Source organism: Puia sp. P3 (genome assembly GCF_050632245.1).
Taxonomy (GTDB): Bacteria; Bacteroidota; Bacteroidia; order Chitinophagales; family Chitinophagaceae; genus Puia.
The window spans coordinates 4,964,966-4,981,459 of sequence record NZ_CP192583.1 but is presented as its reverse complement, the minus strand read 5'-3'; the positions used below and the strand labels follow the sequence as shown (position 1 = coordinate 4,981,459).

Genomic DNA, 16,494 nt, shown 5'->3' with positions numbered 1-16,494 from the left:
CGGCTTTTATGGACTGGTAGCCGACGGTGATGAGGCCGATGGTGGAGGCTGCGGCGCCGGCGGCGAGGAAGGGCCAGGGCTGAGGCGGATGTGGTAGGCGAAATTGTCGAGCCAGGTTTTGCTGAGGAACCAGGCGAAGGGGGTGGCGATGAGGAGGGCGAGGATGATGAGGGACAGGAAATTTTTGAAGAGGAGGACCGTGATGGTGCCTGTTGTGGCGCCGAGGACTTTGCGGATGCTTATTTCTTTTGCTTTCTTTTCGGCGGTGAAGAGGGCCAGGCCGAAGAGGCCGATGCAGGAGATGAGGATGGTAGTGGCCATGGAGGTGTCGATGAGGGTGGCGGTCCGGCGGTCGTTTTCGTATAGGCGGGCCAGTGATTCGTCGAAGAAGCGGTAGGTGAACGGGCGCCCGGGATAGATGTCTTTCCATGCGGCGGCCATTTGAGGGAGGACGGCGGCCGGGTTGTTTGTGGCCAGGCGGACGGCGACGGAGCCTTTTCTGTCGGGCCGGTTGATGATGCAGGCGGGCAGGATGGGGTCGTGTATCGACTTTGTGTGGAAGTCCGCGACGACGCCTGTTACGGGATAGGGACGGTCGTTCCAGTACAGGATCCTTCCGAGGGACTGTTCGGGTGTCTTGTCGCCGAGGAGACGGGACAGGGTCTCGTTGATGACGAGTTCGCGGACGCTGTCGGCGGGCGAAATATTTTTACCGGCGAGCAGGGTTATCCGGTAGAGGGGTATAAAATTCTCGTCGCCTACGACCTGTGTTGCGCTGACGGGCCTGGGGTCTGCGGGGGAAGACTTTAGGGCCATTCCGCGGGTGTTGTCGGTCATGGGGGTTACCCACTGGAGGGCGGTCTGGCTGATGCCGGGGATGCTGCGGAGTCTTTCGGCGAGGACTTTGGCTTTGGCGATACTGTCGCCCCGCGGGGCGTCGACGGTGAGGATGGCGTCGGAGCTGAAGCCGGGGTCTATTTCGCGGGCGTAGCGGAGCTGGGCGGTGATGACGAAGCTGCCGATGATGAAGACGAGGGATGTGGCAAACTGGAATACGATGAGGCTTTTGCGGAGCAGCCATTGTTCGCCGCCTTTTTGTTCTGCGCCGCCTTTGAGGCTGAGGGCGGGTAAATATGAAGAGAGGACCTTTGCGGGGTAGAAGCCGGCGAGGAGGGTGGTGGTGAGAAAGATGGCCGCGATAAAGGCGATGGTTGACCCGGCGAGCAGATTGGCTTTTAGTCCGGGAGGGAGGAAGGCGTGAAATAGTTGCAGGGTCGGGCGGACGGCCGTGACGGCGAGCAGAATGGAGAAACCGGTGATCAGGGCGGTTTCGAACAGGAACTGCAGGCGCAGGCTGGTGCGGGTGCTGCCGAGTACTTTTCGGATGCCTACCTCTTTGGCCCGGCGGAGGGACTGGGCGGTGGAGAGGTTGATGAAGTTGATGACGGCGAGCAGGAGGATGAAGCCGGCGATGACGAGCAGGCCGTAGAGGGTCGGCATATGGGCGGTGCGGACGGGGTTCTCGATGACGTCTGCGTCGAAGTGTATATTGGCGAGCGGCTGGAGCCGGAGGCGGAGTTTGAAGTTATGGGTCAGGTGGGGTTGGACGAAGGCCGCGAGTGCGCGGTCGACGGCGGCGGGTTTTGTGTTTGGTTGGAGTTTTATGAAGGTCCACGCGGACATATCGCCCTGGGTCCAGGCGTCGGCGCGGGTGTTGGTATCAGTAGAGGAGGAGATGAATTCGGTAAAGTTGAAGTCGGTGTTTTGTGTACGGTCTTTTACGATACCCGATACCGTTAGTCTTGCCGACGGACGTGAAGCAGACCCGGACGAAGGTGAGGATATAGCCGAATCGTCGAAGACGATCTGTTTGCCGATGATGTCGGCGGGGGCGGTGTTGCCGAAATAGAATCTGGCTTTTGCCTGCGTCAATACGACGGTGGACGGGGTCTGGAGGGCGGTTGCGGGGTTGCCGGCCAGCCATTCGCAGGGGAAGATGGAGAAATATTTTGATTGGGTATAGACGGCGGTTGGCCTTGAGGGGTAGGGGACGCAGCTGGCTATCGATTCGAGGCCTGGCGGGGTGGAGGTGGATGCGGCCAGGGGGATGCGGGCGAAGTGGAGGATCTTGCCGGAGGACTCTGGGAGGTCGCCCATGACGCGGTAGATGCGTTCGCTGCCGGGATGGAAGCGGTCGAAGCTGAGTTCGTGGTGGATGATGGTATAGATGACGAGGCAGGCGGTTAGTCCGAGGGAGAGGCCGAGGATATTGACGGCGGTATAGAATTTATTGCGGCGGATGTAGCGTGAAAAGATCTTGAGCATGGTCATTCGGTTTTTAGTGCGGGGGCGGGGTTTTGTTTGGCGGCGGCGTAGGTCTGGGATATAATGGTAACGAGGCCGATGGTTAGGAGGAGGATGTAGCAGGCTGCGGCTGCGAGGAAGCCGTTGCCGGGGCGGTCGGCGAAGTTCATTTGGAAGAGGAAGCTCAGGGTGTAGCCGATGGGCAGGCCGACGGCTCCGGCGATCACGAGCAGCTTTATGAAGCGGCGGGAGAGGAGGCGGACGAGCTGGGATTGGCTGGCGCCGACGACCTTGCGGATGCTGACCTCTTTTCGTCTGGTCTCTACGCTATAGATGACGAGGCCGAGCAGGCCGAGGGTGGCGATGGTGACGGCCATGAAGGCGAGGTAGCCGAGCAGCGAGAGTGTGGCGGACTGGGAGTCCATGCCGGCGATGTCATCGTACAGCCATGTGCCGGTGAAGGATTGTTTGGGTACCGTGCGATGCCATGCGGCGGCGAGGCGTTGGGTGAGGGCTTTTTTGTCGGAGTGGCCGGCGTCGATGTATAAATAGTTGCAGGCGCCGGACTTGTTGCGGAAGGCCGTGGGGTCGATGGAGCGTCCGGCGCCTTCGTAGACGAAGTCAGCGGTTACGCCGATGATGGTGAGTTTTGTACTATCGTTGACCCAGAGCTGTTTACCCAGGGCGGCGGCTGGTGTTGGAAAGCCCAGGAGCCGGGCGGCTTTGGTATTGACGATGACGGAGCGTTCGGTGCTGTCGTCGGAGGTGAAGTTATGGCCTGCCGTCAGGGCGATCTTCATGGCGGGGATGAAGGCGCGGTCGGCGTAGAGGTAGTTGAGGTTGATGGTGCCCTTCTGGTTGTTGTCGATCCATGCGGGCCCGCGGGGTCCTTCGTAGCGGGGCTGGAAGCGGACGGACATGGCTGAGACGGATGTGACGCCGCTGGTGGAGGCGAATGCGGCCGCCACCAGGTCCTTTATCTGCGCCGTCGAGGGGGACTACGGCGATATTGTCTTTTTTGAAGCCGCGGTCTTTTCCCGAGAGGAATGCGAACTGGCGATAGAAGGAGGACAAGAAGATGACGAGGACGAGTGAAAGGCTGTACTGAAAGACGATGAGGGTCTTCTGGAGGCCGATGCTGCCGAAGAGTTTGGCTGTGGTGAGGTTCTTGAGGACGCGGAGGGGACGGAAGGAAGAGAGCATCCAGGCGGGGGCGGCGCCGGCGAGGAGACCGGTGAAGACCGCGAAACCGAGGGTGGTGAGGACGTATGCAATATTATAGTGAAAAGATGAGGGGACCATCTCGTAGCCGTCGTTGAACGGGGCATACCGAACGATGAGGGAGAAGAGCATCCAGGCGAAGGCGAGGGCGAGGAAGGCCGTGATGCAGGCTTCGACGATATACTGAACAAATATCTGGTAGCGCCGGGCGCCGTTGATCTTTCTTACGCCTACCTCTTTTGCGCGGGTCAGGGCCCGGGAGACGGTGAGGTTGGTATAGTTGAAGCAGGCGGCGATGAGGAGCAGGAGGGTGACGTCGATGCCCGTCCAGAGTTTGGACCAGGAGGTTCCGCGGCCGATATCGTTGTAGATGTCCGATGGGCCGGGGCTGATCTTCGTGATGGGCTGGGTTTCGAAGGAAAGCCGGCCATTTTTGTCGCGGCTGTTGGCGTTGGCGGCGAGGCTGTTCAGCAGGCTTACAGGAGGTGTTGTGCTCTTTGTGAGCACGTAGGTGTAGGTGGCCCGGCATTCTCCCCAGTCGTCGGAGAGTATGTCGGGTCCGGATGCGTAGGCTTCGAAGTCGATATGTGATTTATTGGTGCTGCCGGCTATGACGCCGGTGACGATGTATTGTCCTTTTTTGCCGAAGCTGATGAATTTGCCCATGGGGTCGGCGGAGCCGAAGAGTCGTTTTGATGAGGTGGCGGTCAGGACGACGGAGCCCGGGTTTTGAAGAGCGGTCTGGGGGTCGCCGGAGGCGAGGGTAAAGCCGAAGATGCGGAAGAAGGAGGGCTGGGTGAAGGCGGCATTCAGGTGGAATTCGCGGCCTGCGGCTATGGCCGGGCCCTGGAGGCTGGGGTTGATGCTGACGGTCTCTTCGATGTCGGTGGTATCTTTGGCCAGGGCGTCGCGGAGTGGCAGGGGGTGCTGGCGAGCTTCCAGTGCTGGCCGTCGTTCTGGCGGTAGTCGCTGATGACGCGCCACGTACGGTTGGGGTAGGGGTGAAAACGGTCATAGCTGAGAGCGTCCTGTACGATAACGAGCTCCATGAGGCCGACGGACATGGCGAGGCCGAGGCCGAAGATGTTGATAAAGGAGATCAGTTGGTTGCGTCGAAGGTTCCTGAGGGCGATTTTTATATAGCTGAGCAGCATGTGTAGTGGCTGGTTTGTGCCAGAAGGTACAATATTGGGTCCAAAACAAAAAAGAGTTGATTATCAGGAGGGTGTGGTTTTGTCTCTGGTTAGTGGCGGGTGTTTTCCGGACAGTGGGCGTATCAAAAGCGGACATTCCGTGGATGGGGTACACCGTTAGTTGTTTGGCTGCCAATGGGTTTAGGTATTGGCATTGGTTTCGTTCGGGATTATGAAACTAACCTTCCCATGCTGAGGAACTACCTGGTTATTGCCTGGCGGAATATCGCCCGGAATAAGCTATTTGCCGCGATAAACGTATTGGGGCTCGCCTTTGGCGTTTGTGGTTGCCTTGTTCTCTATCTGATCACCAGTTACGAATTCAGTTATGACCGCTATCATAAGGACGGCGACCGGATCTACCGGATCGTCGGAGAGCTCGTGACGCCCTCGGGGGAGACGCGTTTCGGTAACAGCCCTGATGCAGGTGTTGCGGGGTTTCAGACGCAGATACGGGGTTTTGCCGCTGCCTCGGGGTTGTATACCTATGGTGGCAAGATCAGCATCCCGCAGGCGGGGCAGCCGCCGAAAAAGGTGGACAACAGCATACCAGGGGCCTATCAGCCGACGGCTGTGTTCACGTGGCCGGACTATTTTTCTGTTTTTGATTATAAATGGCTGGAAGGGAATGCCCGGACGATGGCCCAGCCAAATCGTGTGGTGCTGACGGAGAGCCGGGCGAGGCTATATTTTGGGTCTGGTCCGCTTGCGTCGATGGTCGGGAAGACGATAGTGTATGACGATTCGCTGCGGGTGATGGTTGCCGGGATCGTTGCCGACCCGGAGGGGAATACCGACCTCGGCTATACGGATTTTTTGTCCGTTAGTACTGCGACGCATAGCTGGCTGAGGTCGTGGATACCGACAGCCGACTGGACGCCTCTCCGACCACACAAGAGCATGGCCTTTGTGAAACTGGCGCGGGGAGTGCGTCCGGAGCAGGTGAATGCAGCCATGGCGGCTTATATCAAACAGAAAGTCAAGGGGGTCTATGGTAATTCCAGATTGAGAATGTGGTTACAGCCGCTAAGCGATATTCATTTCACGCATGAGTTTCACCGGGGGGATGATGGAGACAACTGGCGGAAACCTTATCTACCGACCTTGTATGTGATGATCGGCGTGGCAGTATTTATTTTGCTGATTGCCGCGATCAATTTTGTGAATCTGGCGACCGCGCAGTCGATGAGCCGGGCGAAGGAGATCGGGGTGAGGAAGGTCATCGGCGGGCGTAAGGTCGATATCCGGGTACAGCTGCTGGTCGAGACTGGTGTGCTTACGCTGTTCGCTGTTATACTGGCTTTGCTGCTTGTCGAGCCGGTGTTGGGGCTGTTCCGCGAGTATGTGCCCGAGGGATTGCCGTTCCGTGTCGGGGAGCCGTCGACGCTGCTGTTCCTGCTCGGGCTTGTTGCGGGGACTACGTTGCTGGCCGGTTTTTATCCTGCGTGGGTACTTTCGGGTTATGTGCCGGTATTGAGCCTGAAGGGAGGGGCGGGCCGGGAGCGATCGAATATGCGGCGGGCGCTGATCGTCTTTCAGTTCACGGTATCGCTGATATTTATTACTGCTTCGCTGGTCATCGGCAAGCAGATAAACTATATGGACGGGACGGATAAGGGGTTCGACATGGACAGGGTATTGACGGTCACGGACTGGAATGATCCGCCGGAAAAGCTGCGGGTCTTTGTCGAGGCGGCCCGCCATATACCCGGTGTGGAGAAGGCGATGCTGCAGGGGACGCCTCCTATGGGGTTTGCGCAGGATATGGATATGTTCGCTTTCCAGCCGGCGTCGAATGAGATGCACGAGGTGTCGGCGAAGATCGGTGACGATGCTTTTATTCCGTTCTATCATATGAAGCTGGTGGCGGGAAGAAATATGCTGCGCGGCGATAGTCTGAACGAGCTGGTGGTTAACGTTACGCTGACGCGGCTGATGGGCTGCCGGCGGCCGGAGGATGCGATCGGCAGGGTTTTGTATCACTCGGGATCCAACGGAGGGGCCGGGAAGGGTTTTCCTGTAGTCGGCGTGGTGGCGGATTTTCATATCGCCTCTTTTCATGAAGCAATACCTCCGGTGGTCATCGAGAATGCGCCGGCGCGGGAGCAGAATATTGCCGTCCGGCTGACGGCTGACCGGCGGGATGTAAAGGGGGTGAAAGCGGTACTGACGGCGATGGAAGGCGAATGGAAACGGCTATTTCCGGACAGGGATTTCAATCGCCTGTTCCTGGACGAGTATGTGGGGCAGTTGTTTGGGCAGGAGCGAAAGACTGCCTGGCTGGTGAATATGGCTACGGGGGTGACGATCTTTATCTCCTGTATGGGGCTGTTCGGGCTGGGGCTTTTTACGACGAGGCGCCGCGCGAAGGAGATCAGTATCCGCAAGGTGCTGGGTGCGAGTGTGAGCGCTATAACGGCGAGTCTGAGCATGGATTTTGTGTGGCTGGTTGGGGTGTCGATCGTGATCGCGACGCCAATTGCCTGGTATTTTTCGCATCAGTGGCTGCAGGATTTTTCATACCGGACGGGTCTGAGCTGGTGGGTGTTTGTGGCGGCTGGTGTGGCGGCGCTGGCGGTTGCGTTGGTGACGGTGAGCTTTTATGTCATACGGGCCGCGATGGCCAATCCAATAAAATATCTTAGAACGGAGTAATTTTATCTAGCTATGGTTAACACTATTTTTCGGTCCGCGTGGCGGAATTTGTCGCGGAACAGGCTGCATACGGCAGTAAATATGGGTGGTCTTGTCATCGGATTTACGATCGGTATTGCCGTGCTGCTGCTGGTATACAGTCAGCTGAGTTATGATTCGCAGCATGTCAATTCGGGGAGGATCTATGAGGCGTATGTTTTTACCAATGGGCCGGACGGGCCGGGGATCAACAACCAGTTCGACTATTCCGCGGGTCCGGTGATCAGGGCCGAGGCGCCGGCGGTGGAGCGGAGTGCCCGGTTTGTCGATGGGGGGAGCCATCTGAATTATAGGAACAGGTCGCTGGATATTCCGGTGATGATGGCGGATGAGGATCTGTTCCGAATGTTTACTTTCAAGGTGGTCAGGGGGAATGCGTCGAATCCGCTGGGGAAATTGACGGATATCGTCCTGACGGAGGAAACGGCAAAAAAGATATTTGGTAACGAGGATCCGATCGGACAGCAGCTGAGCGCGTCGGCGGGGGAAAAACTGAAGGCGTATACGGTGTCGGCCGTGGTCAAAGACCCGAAGTTGTCGACGGTAAAATTCGAGATGCTGACGCGGATAGAGAACAGGGGTGACTATACGGCGGCTACGAATCGCTGGGACAATCATATGCTGGCGTTGTATGTGGAACTGAAGGAGGGGGCGACGCAGCGGGAGGCCGAGCAGCAGCTGCGGCTGATCAATCATCGGTATCAGGCGGGCGTGTATACGGATCTGGTGAAGAAGGGCGCGAAGCCGGACCAGAATGGGGATATCTATGCGACGAGGCTGTTACCGCTGTCGAAGGCGCATTTCTCCGTCCAGGTCAACGGACATAAGGCTACGAGTTATATGATGGTGTATACGCTGTTGCTGGTGGGGCTGCTGGTGATTGCAATCGCCAGCTTTAATTTCGTGAATATCAATCTGGCGACTGCTTTTACGAGGAGCAGGGAGATCGGGGTGAGGAAGTGTCTGGGGGCGGGGAGGAACAGGCTTTTCGGACAGTTGTGGTACGAGAGTTTTATGATATGTGCGCTGGCCTTTGTCCTTTCGCTGCTGCTGACCAATGTGCTGATGCATTCGATCGATGGTATTCAGCGGATGAATATTCCGCTGGGGGAGATACTGCTGAATCCAAAATTCCTTGGGTTGTCGGTGGTGTTGCTTTTATTCGTCGCATTGGTCGCGGGGGATATCCTTCGTGGATAATGTCGCGGTTCAACACGGTGGAGACGTTGAAGGGCAGGCTGGGGTTGAAGCGAAAGAGTGGGGTGAGGAGCAGTCTGATAGTTGCGCAGTTCGTGATCGCGTGTGTGATGATCTGTTGTACGTTCGTAGTCTACCTGCAGGGCAGGCATCTGCAGGATGCCGATCTGGGCATGGATAAGAGTTTTCTGGTGAGCATACCGCTGCGGGCGCCCGAAAAGGGTCGTGAGACGGTGGAGAAGCTGCGGATGATGCTGGCGTCGGACCCGCGTGTGCTGTCGGTATCGGGGAGCAATATCAATATGGGGAGGGGTGCGGACCGGAAGACGGTATCGATCAGTACGGGGTTCGACTATAAGGGGAAGAGCGTTTCGACGGACCGGGCCTGGATCGACTATGACTATTTAAAGACGCTGGGGATCCCGCTGGTGGCGGGAAGGGAGTTCGATAAGAGTTATGGAACGGATACGGCGGACAATGTCTTGTTATCGGAGAGCATGGCGAAGCAACTGCATGAAAAGGATGTGGTTGGGAAGACGATCATTCCCGACGGGGAGACGAAGGGGATGCATGTGGTCGGGGTCTTTGCCGACTTCCATCTTTATTCGATGGCGCAGCAGATAAGGCCACTGACGCTGAGTTTTGCGAAGGGGGGCTCGACTATTGTTTTGTCAAGACGACGGCGGCCGGGGCGGTCGGGCTGATGGAGCGGTTGAAGAGAGAGATGGCGGTGCTCGAGCCGGGGCAGGAGTTCAGGGCGAGTTTTGTGGATGATAACGTCAATGACTGGTACACGGGCGAGCGGATGATGTCATTGTTTTTCGGTATTGCCGCGGCGATCGCGATAGTTCTTTCCTGTATGGGGCTGCTGGCGATGGTGTTGCTGATCGTCAGCCAGCGGGTGAAGGAGATCGGGGTCCGGAAGGTGCTGGGGGCGAGCGTGAGTCAGATAAGCGTGCTGATATCGCGGGAGTTCGTGGGGCTGGTGGCGCTGGCGGTGGTGATCGCTACGCCGTTGTCGTGGCTGATCATGAGTCAGTGGCTGCAGGAGTTCCCTTATCGGGTGGCGCTGGAGTGGTGGATGTTTGCGGGTGTTGGGGCTACGGCGCTGGGGCTGGCGCTCCTGACGGTGGGGTTCCATGTGGTAAGGGCTGCGATGGCGAATCCGGTGAAGAATCTGCGAACGGAATAGGTATATAGGGCGGCCGGTTTGTCGCCGGCCACCTTTTTGATGGTTTACTATGGGAGATTGAAAATATCCAGTGCGTCCTGCGCGGATGGAACGGCTAAGACGATGGTACGGTCTTCGCCGATAGCATATAATACATCGATGATCCTGTAGGTCCGCTCGCGGAGGGTTTGGTAGTAGAACGAGCCGATCGGGGGAATGAAGTCGGGGGAATTGATCAGGCCGTAGCCTCCGGAGCCGGGAGGGCTGGGGACCTCGCCGCTGATATCGGCGAAGATGTCGACGGTGGAAGTCGGGTGTTCGCCGGGGATAAAGAAGATGTTTTTTACGGAGATGGTCTGCGGTACGGTGACGACGATGGCGCGGTCGAGGTCTTTGGAGGAAAGGACCTGAAGAACGCGGTAGGCTTTGTCGTTGACGAGGTCGCAGAAGTAGGAGTTGAGGACCGGAATGAAGCTGACTGTGGTGAGCTTGGTGTACGTGGTGCCCGGGTTTGCCGGATCGTTGGTGGGGAAGTAGCTGGGGATCTGATAGACGTCTACTGTCATAATAATAAGGTTTTGCTGAAGGTACGTGGATTCGGTGGTTGTTGCGGACTAAAAGATTGTTAAGAATGACGGATGTGTTTAGCGCATAATGGTTGCAGTAACCAATGCCTTGTAGGTGTCGCCGATAGGCAGCTGGTGACCGGCGATGTCGAGGCCGGCGGCGGTGAAGGAGGTGATGTGATGGCGGTTGACGATGTAGGACCGGTGGATGCGGAGGAAGCCTTTGTCTTCGAGTTCTTTTTCCATGTCGCTGAGTTTGTATTTGGCGACGATGGTCCTTTCTTTTGTGATGACGCGGATATAGTCTTTTCTGCTTTCTACGAATAAAATTTCCTGCAGGTCGAGTTTGAAGTATTTATACCCCGACTTGAGGTAGATGAACTGCGGCTCCGAGGAGGAGAGGACGCGGGTCATGGGTTGGTGGTTGATGCGCAGGTAGCGTTCCACAGACATGAAGAAGCGGTCGAAAGTGACCGGTTTCAGGAGGTAGTCAACGACGTCGAGGTCGAAGCCGTCGAGTGCGTATTCGCGGTAGGCCGTCGTGAGGATGGTCTGCGGTCGGTTGCGCAGGGTTTTGAGGAGGTCGAGTCCGGAGAGGCTGGGCATGCGGATGTCGAGAAAGAGCAGGTCGATGGGTTGGTGGTTGAGTATTTCGAGGGCCTGAATGGCGTTGGAGCAGGTGGAAGCGACTTCGAAGAAAGGCAGCTGGGCGATGTGTTTTTGCAGCAGTTGAATGGCAAGTGGTTCGTCGTCGACGAGCAGGCAACGGATGTTGGTGGTCATGGTGCGGGGTTTAGTTGGAGGATGAGGAGGGTATTGAATTGGTTGCTGGTCTCTGGTTGCCGAGAAACTGTGGCGGCCTGGGTAGAGGAGGTCGAGTTGCTGGCGGATATTGGGGAGGCCAATTTTGTTGGAGGGTATGGGGGTGGATGTAGCGGTGGTGCTATTGGATACGGAGTAGCGGAGGCTGTCGCGGGTGACGTGGAGGTCTATTTCGATGGTGGGTTGTCCTGGGTCGTGGCTGGCGCCGTGTTTGAATGCGTTTTCCGCGAGGGAGAGGAGGAGCAGCGGGGGGATAGATGTGTCCTGTTCGATGCGGCTGGTAAATCGGAGGCAGAGTCGCTGGTCGTAGCGGAGGCGTTCGAGTTCGAGGTAGTTGTTGAGCAGGCCGATCTCGCCGGCGATGGGGACGAAGGTGTTGTCGCAGCGGTAGAGGATATAGTCGAGGATCTCCGCGAGTTTGGCGATGCTGGTGGAAGTGACGGGGGAGTTGAGTATGGATAGGGCATAGATATTGTTCAGGGTGTTGAAGAAGAAGTGGGGGTTGAGCTGGGATTTGAGCAGCCGCAGTTCGGTAGCGATCTTTTCTTTTCGAGGGTCAGGGTGCGTTGCTGCTGGTAGAGGTGTTGTGTGAGGAGCCGGATGATGACGAAGACGAGGGCGACGGAGAAGATCTGGAAGAAATAGACATAGATCAGCTTGGGTATATCGGTGAGGAGCTCGTGGTTGTCTTCGGAAGTTTTGGGGGCGATGCCGGCGAGGGGTTCTGCTATGCGGATGATGATGATGCGGGCGAGGAGGCAGATAAAGTAGCTACCTGCCAGGAAGCCGGCGGTGGCGATGACGTATTTTTTCCGGTAGAGGAAGGCGGGGATGATGAGGTAAGCCAGAAAATAGGCGGCGATGATCTCTGTGGGAAAGGTAGAGTCCATCGGTGATGAGGGAGAAGTCGAAGGAGAATTTATTGCCGTCGTAGTATTTGCTGGAGCTGAGGCCGAGGAGGTAGACGATCAGCCAGAACAGGATATGGCTGGCCAGCCTGTGTTTTCTCTGGAACCGGAGAATATGGTCGATCGGGCTCATTAGCGGTGTAATAATAAGCCATTTGCGGGATAAACAGCCGGGTCGTCGACGAACGGGTAAAACTGCCCCCTGAACAGGACGGGTCGATTTTGGGGGTGGGTTGGACGAGTTGGGAAATTTCGGGACGTGGTTTGCCCGAATATTGGGCATGCGAAAAATAGTTGTTGTATTGCTGGTGTTTGTGTCTCTGTGTGTGCGGGGGCAGAAGAAGGACAGTCTGGCTGCCGTTACCGTTACGGGGAGGAAGCCGCTGGTCGAACGGCGGCTGGACAAGACTGTTATCAATGTCGATCAGAAATTGAGCGCTTCGGGGGAAACGGTGTTGGAGACGCTGCGGGGGTTGCCGGGGGTACAGGTGAGTCCCGAGGGGGAGGTTTCGCTGAATGGGAAGCCGGGAGTGCAGGTATATCTGGATGGGAAGCCGACGTTTCTGTCGTCGGAGGATCTGGCTGCGCTGTTGAACGGGATGGGGGCTTCGGTGGTGCTGCGGATCGAGATCATGACGAATCCGCCTGCGCGGTATGGCGCGACGGGGACTGCGGGGATCATCAATATCGTGCGCAAGAAGAATTCGGCGGAGAGGTTCAACGGGAATGTGAACGGGAGTTGGGTGGCGGGGTATTTTCCGGGATACAGCGGGGGTGTGACCGGGAGTTATAAGAATGAACGGGTTAATATTTCGTTCGGGGATGGCTACAATTATAGTAAGACTTTATTCGGGCAGCGGGCGACGAGTGAGCTGCTGGATATGAATCAGCAGGTGTCGGACAACCGGCGTGTGGCGACGAGGCGAACGGACCGGCCTTCGGCGGGGATCGACTGGTATCTGTCGCCGAAGACCACGCTCAGTCTGTCGGGAATGGCGGGTTTTGGGGAGGCGGGGGACGAGATCGGTTCGGTGGTGGACAGGAAGGGGGCGGTGGTCAATCACGAGGATTTTGTGAGTCGGGACAGGGACCGGCCGTCGAATTATATGAGCACGCTGCAAGTGGGCGCAACAGCTGGGTGGGAAGGGAGGCGCGTTGACTGTGGACCTGGACTATTCGGCGTTCTTCAGCCGGCTGGTGCAGGAGAATCGGGGGTGGTGTATGATACGAGTGGTCGCGTGACCGGGGACGATGACGGGGTGTTTTCTTTACGGAGGCGGGTGCGTATTTTTTCGGCGCAGGCGGATTATGTGAGGCCCTGGAGTTGGGGGAGGATGGAGGCGGGATGGAAGTCCAGCAGGGTGGGGGTGGATGTGGAGGATACGGTGCAGAATGATGAGAAAGTAGATGCGTTGTATGGTCAGGTATATCGGAGTGCGGGGAGGTTGGAAATACAAGGGGGAGTGAGAGTGGAGTGGTGGAGGACAGGTATTGGAGACCGTGTGGGTGAGGAGAAATTGACTCGGGATTATTTTCAGTTGTTTCCGAGTCTGTTTGCGGGATATAAGGTGGATAGTTCGAACTCGGTGGTGTCGCGGTTGGGGAGGAGGACGGAGAAGCCGGATTATTCCGAGATGATCCCTCTCAGGAGACCTTTGTCGGCAACTCTTTTTCCAGGGGAATCCTTATCTGCGTCCGCAGCTGACCTGGCATGGGGAGCTGGGATGGTCGTGGAAGAATAGGATATCCCTGACTGTTGGAGTGGATGATGACCGGGATTATAGCTGCGGACGCTGCCGTATCTGGATTCGGGGGGGATGACGATCACGAGGCGTCCAACTAATATAAATGCGCGGTCGTGGAATGCCGATCTGGCGTATACGGGTCGGGTGACGGGTTGGTGGAGTATGGATAATACGGTATCGGTGTATGAGAATTTTTTTCGGAGGGAGGGTTGCTGTCGGGGCGTGGCCTGGTATCGGTGGAATGGACGATGAACAATAGTCTGCGGCTGGATGATCGCTGGTCTTGGGAGATAGGGGGAGAGTATGAGTCGAAGCGGAGGTTTGTGGGTTCGGAGTATGGGAGTTATTATCTGGTGAATCTCGCGGTGAGGCGGTCATTGTGGAAGGGAAGGGGTAGTGTTACGCTGAATGCGCATAATATTTTTCAGAGCGAGGTTATATGGTCGAGGGATTCCTATCCGGGGTTTCGTCAGTATATGGGGGCAGTTTTTATACGCGGTTTGTGAGTTTGGGGGTGGCGTACCGGTGGGGAAGGGGGAGAGTGACGCGGAATGGGGCGAGGTCGGGATCGGAAGAGGAAAGGGGGAGGGCGGGAAATTAGAGAAGAAGAAGGGGACGGTACGGGAAACTAGAGAATCTTGTAGGTGTTGATCTGTGTGTGCGGGTTGTCGTCTTCGATGGAAAGGAGTCGCTGCCAGCGGTAGTGGAAGGGGGATTTGTCGAGGTAGACGCCGGAGCCGGTGAAGGAGCCGACGCGGGTGTTGGGGCCGGATGCTTTTTCGATGTTCTCGCGGATGAGGTATTGCGGTTTTGGCTGGTGTTCGGTGATGAGGATGTGGGGGAAGCCAGGAAAACAGTTGCTGGTAAGCGTTATTATATCGGTGTTGGATAGGTGTTGTAAGACCTGACGGATCAATAATAGATCGGCGCGGGGTATTTTCTGGTGGAGGGTATCGAGGCAGAAGAAGTGAATTTTTTCGGAGGCGAAGGTATCGTTGTTGTACTGGATGAGAGAAGGGACGACGTCTATTCCATTGTAGGAGAGGGATGGGTTTTGCTCGCAGATCTGGCGGCCGATGTTAAAGTCGCCGCAGCCGATATCGGTGATGGTGGTGATGTTGTGCGCTCTGATATAGTCGGTGACGAGGCGGATGTATTCGGCGCTGGACCGGTTGTAAGAGCCTGAGCCGGAGTAGTATTTTGCGCCTGCGGGGAGGTAGTTGGCTTCTTTGCCGTGGGACCAGAGGCCGTTGTCGTAGATCTCGGAGAAGATCTTGCTGTGGCTCATGTCGCTGTACTGGTCGTCTGAGCCGATGCGTTTGAGTCTGAGGCGCTGGTAGGTCTTTCGAACGATTTGATAGATTTCTGCTGGGAGTATGGATTTTAGTAAGCTCATGGGCAAGCGATTTTTTTAAGAATAAGATTTATTTGCCATTTGTGTGCCAGAATAGGACGGTGAGTTAGAATGTGTGCAAAAAACAAAGCCTCCGGGAGTTGATTCCGGAGGCTCTCACCTGCGTGTTGGTGTCTCAGTTAATTTACTTACTGGCAAGGGTCGCCCAGGGGGTACTTCGGACACGGATCAAATGAATCTTATATTGAATGTATATGGCTCATTTGAACAGCTTGTTTGACGTGTTCGTGGCGGATGCTGATGGCTGCCTGCGGGTCCATGTCCATAGGGTGCGGACCAGCGTGTTTTTACGCGGGCTGCCGGGTCAGTATCGCGGCCGACCATCGGGCTTCGTAAGACGAATATAAAACGTGCAATCGGTATTTATATTATTTACCTCAGAGAAAGGAAAAAGAATACTGGGTTTGTATTAGAGTTTTGGTGCGGTGAGGTTGTATTTGTGCGCGAGGGCCACGAGGCTTTCGATGAGGAAGGGTTTTTGGATGTAGGCGTCGGCGCCGGCGAGGCGTGCGAGTTCTTCGATGTCGTGGGTGCCGGAGAAATAGATGACGGGAATATGGTTCGTTTCGGGGGAAGATTTGAGTGCTTTGATGGCGTCGTCGCCTTTTACGCCGGGCATGTCGTGGTCCATGAAGATGAGGTGGGGCTCGAGTTCTTTGATTTGGCCGATCATGTCGTCGAGGGTATTGAAGCCAGGGAGTGTGTGGACCTGGAAATTTCGTCTTTCGAAGATGAGTTTACAGACTAGCAGGTGGTCGGGGTCGTCGTCGACAAGAATTATTTTGGGGTTTTGCATCAGGCAGGCGCGTTAGGAAAATTTGTTTAAGCAAAAAGGCGCTAAACTCATGCCAAACTAAATACTGAGTAAAAACTGGGATCAATCTGAAGACATATTGATGGTTTTCTGATTTTGTAATCCGATTGTTATCATATAGTTATCTGAAAATTATCGCTTGCTTATTTCTCTCTTCCGGGGAGTGGGTCTCCGTTATTAAAGGACATTTTTACGGGACCAAACGAGTTATTTTATGAAACTGCCGGTCCTTGTACTTCTGTTTTCGATGATTTCTTTTTTTGGAAGAGCTCAGTTGGAGAGGGGTGGCTCTGGGGGTGACGGGTAGAGTCCAGGGGGTTGGGGGTGGAGTGATCAGGGGGAAGGTGACGACTGATGATGCGAGGGTGGGCCGGCCGGAGGCCGCCGGTAGAGAATTGATTGAAGGCCCGCTACGATGTAGCGGGCCTTTTTTTAGTGCTGGTTG

The 16,494-nt window shown here is 56.3% G+C and carries 14 protein-coding genes and 2 pseudogenes; 6 read left to right on the top strand and 10 right to left on the bottom strand.

The window, feature by feature from the left end:
* Positions 1 to 6: 6 nt before the first annotated feature.
* From ACQ86N_RS31045 to ACQ86N_RS31030, 4 genes and pseudogenes are all read right to left on the bottom strand, one after another.
* Positions 7 to 2,325: an ABC transporter permease gene (locus tag ACQ86N_RS31045; protein WP_431210419.1), complete on the bottom strand. Its 2,319-nt coding sequence runs from the start codon at positions 2,323 to 2,325 to the stop codon at positions 7 to 9.
* Between the two features lie 2 nt (positions 2,326 to 2,327).
* On the bottom strand, positions 2,328 to 3,224 hold the full coding sequence (locus ACQ86N_RS31040; protein ID WP_431210418.1) for an ABC transporter permease: 897 nt from the start codon (positions 3,222 to 3,224) through the stop codon (positions 2,328 to 2,330).
* A 283-nt stretch (positions 3,225 to 3,507) separates the two neighbouring features.
* Positions 3,508 to 4,407, bottom strand: a pseudogene (locus ACQ86N_RS31035) (ABC transporter permease); the annotation flags it as partial.
* Positions 4,359 to 4,679 (bottom strand): hypothetical protein, encoded by a 321-nt coding sequence (locus ACQ86N_RS31030; RefSeq protein WP_431210417.1) that lies wholly within the window; start codon positions 4,677 to 4,679, stop codon positions 4,359 to 4,361. The gene ACQ86N_RS31030 and the pseudogene ACQ86N_RS31035, both read right to left, overlap by 49 nt.
* A 228-nt stretch (positions 4,680 to 4,907) precedes the next feature.
* Here ACQ86N_RS31030 and ACQ86N_RS31025 point away from each other — a divergent pair, with 228 nt between their 5' ends.
* Genes ACQ86N_RS31025 through ACQ86N_RS31010 form a run of 4 tightly spaced genes read left to right on the top strand, consistent with a single transcriptional unit; the run spans position 4,908 to position 9,801 of the window.
* Positions 4,908 to 7,373 carry an FtsX-like permease family protein gene (locus ACQ86N_RS31025; protein WP_431210416.1) on the top strand — a complete coding sequence of 822 codons (2,466 nt, stop codon included), beginning with the start codon at positions 4,908 to 4,910 and terminating at the stop codon, positions 7,371 to 7,373.
* 12 nt (positions 7,374 to 7,385) lie between these two features.
* On the top strand, positions 7,386 to 8,612 hold the full coding sequence (locus tag ACQ86N_RS31020; RefSeq protein ID WP_431210415.1) for an ABC transporter permease: 1,227 nt from the start codon (positions 7,386 to 7,388) through the stop codon (positions 8,610 to 8,612).
* The gene (locus tag ACQ86N_RS31015; RefSeq protein ID WP_431210414.1) at positions 8,612 to 9,313 is read left to right on the top strand and encodes an ABC transporter permease; all 702 of its coding nucleotides are present in this window, start codon (positions 8,612 to 8,614) and stop codon (positions 9,311 to 9,313) included. Before ACQ86N_RS31020 ends, ACQ86N_RS31015 begins: the two co-directional genes overlap by 1 nt.
* Entirely contained in the window at positions 9,313 to 9,801 is a 489-nt protein-coding gene (locus tag ACQ86N_RS31010; protein WP_431210413.1) for an ABC transporter permease, read from the top strand. The genes ACQ86N_RS31015 and ACQ86N_RS31010 overlap by 1 nt, the downstream gene beginning before the upstream one ends.
* A gap of 47 nt (positions 9,802 to 9,848) precedes the next feature.
* Here ACQ86N_RS31010 and ACQ86N_RS31005 read toward each other — a convergent pair whose 3' ends face one another.
* The 4 genes and pseudogenes from ACQ86N_RS31005 to ACQ86N_RS30990 all read right to left on the bottom strand — a co-directional run bounded on the left by ACQ86N_RS31005 (position 9,849) and on the right by ACQ86N_RS30990 (position 12,058).
* Complete coding sequence (locus ACQ86N_RS31005) at positions 9,849 to 10,346, bottom strand: hypothetical protein (protein WP_431210412.1); 498 nt, start codon at positions 10,344 to 10,346, stop codon at positions 9,849 to 9,851.
* A gap of 78 nt (positions 10,347 to 10,424) precedes the next feature.
* On the bottom strand, positions 10,425 to 11,129 hold the full coding sequence (locus tag ACQ86N_RS31000) for a LytR/AlgR family response regulator transcription factor (protein ID WP_431210411.1): 705 nt from the start codon (positions 11,127 to 11,129) through the stop codon (positions 10,425 to 10,427).
* 393 nt (positions 11,130 to 11,522) lie between these two features.
* Positions 11,523 to 11,648: pseudogene (locus ACQ86N_RS30995) on the bottom strand (histidine kinase); the annotation flags it as partial.
* The gene (locus ACQ86N_RS30990; protein WP_431210410.1) at positions 11,645 to 12,058 is read right to left on the bottom strand and encodes a hypothetical protein; all 414 of its coding nucleotides are present in this window, start codon (positions 12,056 to 12,058) and stop codon (positions 11,645 to 11,647) included. The gene ACQ86N_RS30990 and the pseudogene ACQ86N_RS30995, both read right to left, overlap by 4 nt.
* 299 nt (positions 12,059 to 12,357) lie before the next feature.
* On the opposite strand from ACQ86N_RS30990, the gene ACQ86N_RS30985 reads away from it, so the two are divergent.
* Positions 12,358 to 13,818, top strand: a complete 1,461-nt coding sequence (locus tag ACQ86N_RS30985) for an outer membrane beta-barrel protein (RefSeq protein WP_431210409.1) — start codon at positions 12,358 to 12,360, stop codon at positions 13,816 to 13,818.
* Positions 13,819 to 14,030: 212 nt separating this feature from the next.
* Positions 14,031 to 14,327: an outer membrane beta-barrel protein gene (locus ACQ86N_RS30980; protein WP_431210408.1), complete on the top strand. Its 297-nt coding sequence runs from the start codon at positions 14,031 to 14,033 to the stop codon at positions 14,325 to 14,327.
* Positions 14,328 to 14,449: 122 nt separating this feature from the next.
* Here the strand turns inward: ACQ86N_RS30980 and ACQ86N_RS30975 are convergent, their stop codons facing one another.
* Complete coding sequence (locus ACQ86N_RS30975) at positions 14,450 to 15,217, bottom strand: class I SAM-dependent methyltransferase (protein ID WP_431210407.1); 768 nt, start codon at positions 15,215 to 15,217, stop codon at positions 14,450 to 14,452.
* Between the two features lie 427 nt (positions 15,218 to 15,644).
* Positions 15,645 to 16,031, bottom strand: a complete 387-nt coding sequence (locus ACQ86N_RS30970) for a response regulator (protein ID WP_431210406.1) — start codon at positions 16,029 to 16,031, stop codon at positions 15,645 to 15,647.
* Positions 16,032 to 16,494 lie beyond the last annotated feature (463 nt).

Bases quoted from the DNA above. Each gene is read 5' to 3' on its own strand.
- ACQ86N_RS30970 (WP_431210406.1), bottom strand. From the start codon at position 16,031: ATGCAAAACCCCAAAATAATTCTTGTCGACGACGACCCCGACCACCTG.
- ACQ86N_RS31020 (WP_431210415.1), top strand. From the start codon at position 7,386: ATGGTTAACACTATTTTTCGGTCCGCGTGGCGGAATTTGTCGCGGAAC.
- ACQ86N_RS31040 (WP_431210418.1), bottom strand. From the start codon at position 3,224: ATGTCCGTCCGCTTCCAGCCCCGCTACGAAGGACCCCGCGGGCCCGCA.
- ACQ86N_RS31030 (WP_431210417.1), bottom strand. From the start codon at position 4,679: ATGCTGCTCAGCTATATAAAAATCGCCCTCAGGAACCTTCGACGCAAC.
- ACQ86N_RS30975 (WP_431210407.1), bottom strand. From the start codon at position 15,217: ATGAGCTTACTAAAATCCATACTCCCAGCAGAAATCTATCAAATCGTT.
- ACQ86N_RS31045 (WP_431210419.1), bottom strand. From the start codon at position 2,325: ATGCTCAAGATCTTTTCACGCTACATCCGCCGCAATAAATTCTATACC.
- ACQ86N_RS31010 (WP_431210413.1), top strand. From the start codon at position 9,313: ATGGAGCGGTTGAAGAGAGAGATGGCGGTGCTCGAGCCGGGGCAGGAG.
- ACQ86N_RS31005 (WP_431210412.1), bottom strand. From the start codon at position 10,346: ATGACAGTAGACGTCTATCAGATCCCCAGCTACTTCCCCACCAACGAT.
- ACQ86N_RS31015 (WP_431210414.1), top strand. From the start codon at position 8,612: ATGTCGCGGTTCAACACGGTGGAGACGTTGAAGGGCAGGCTGGGGTTG.
- ACQ86N_RS31000 (WP_431210411.1), bottom strand. From the start codon at position 11,129: ATGACCACCAACATCCGTTGCCTGCTCGTCGACGACGAACCACTTGCC.
- ACQ86N_RS31025 (WP_431210416.1), top strand. From the start codon at position 4,908: ATGCTGAGGAACTACCTGGTTATTGCCTGGCGGAATATCGCCCGGAAT.
- ACQ86N_RS30990 (WP_431210410.1), bottom strand. From the start codon at position 12,058: ATGGACTCTACCTTTCCCACAGAGATCATCGCCGCCTATTTTCTGGCT.
- ACQ86N_RS30985 (WP_431210409.1), top strand. From the start codon at position 12,358: ATGCGAAAAATAGTTGTTGTATTGCTGGTGTTTGTGTCTCTGTGTGTG.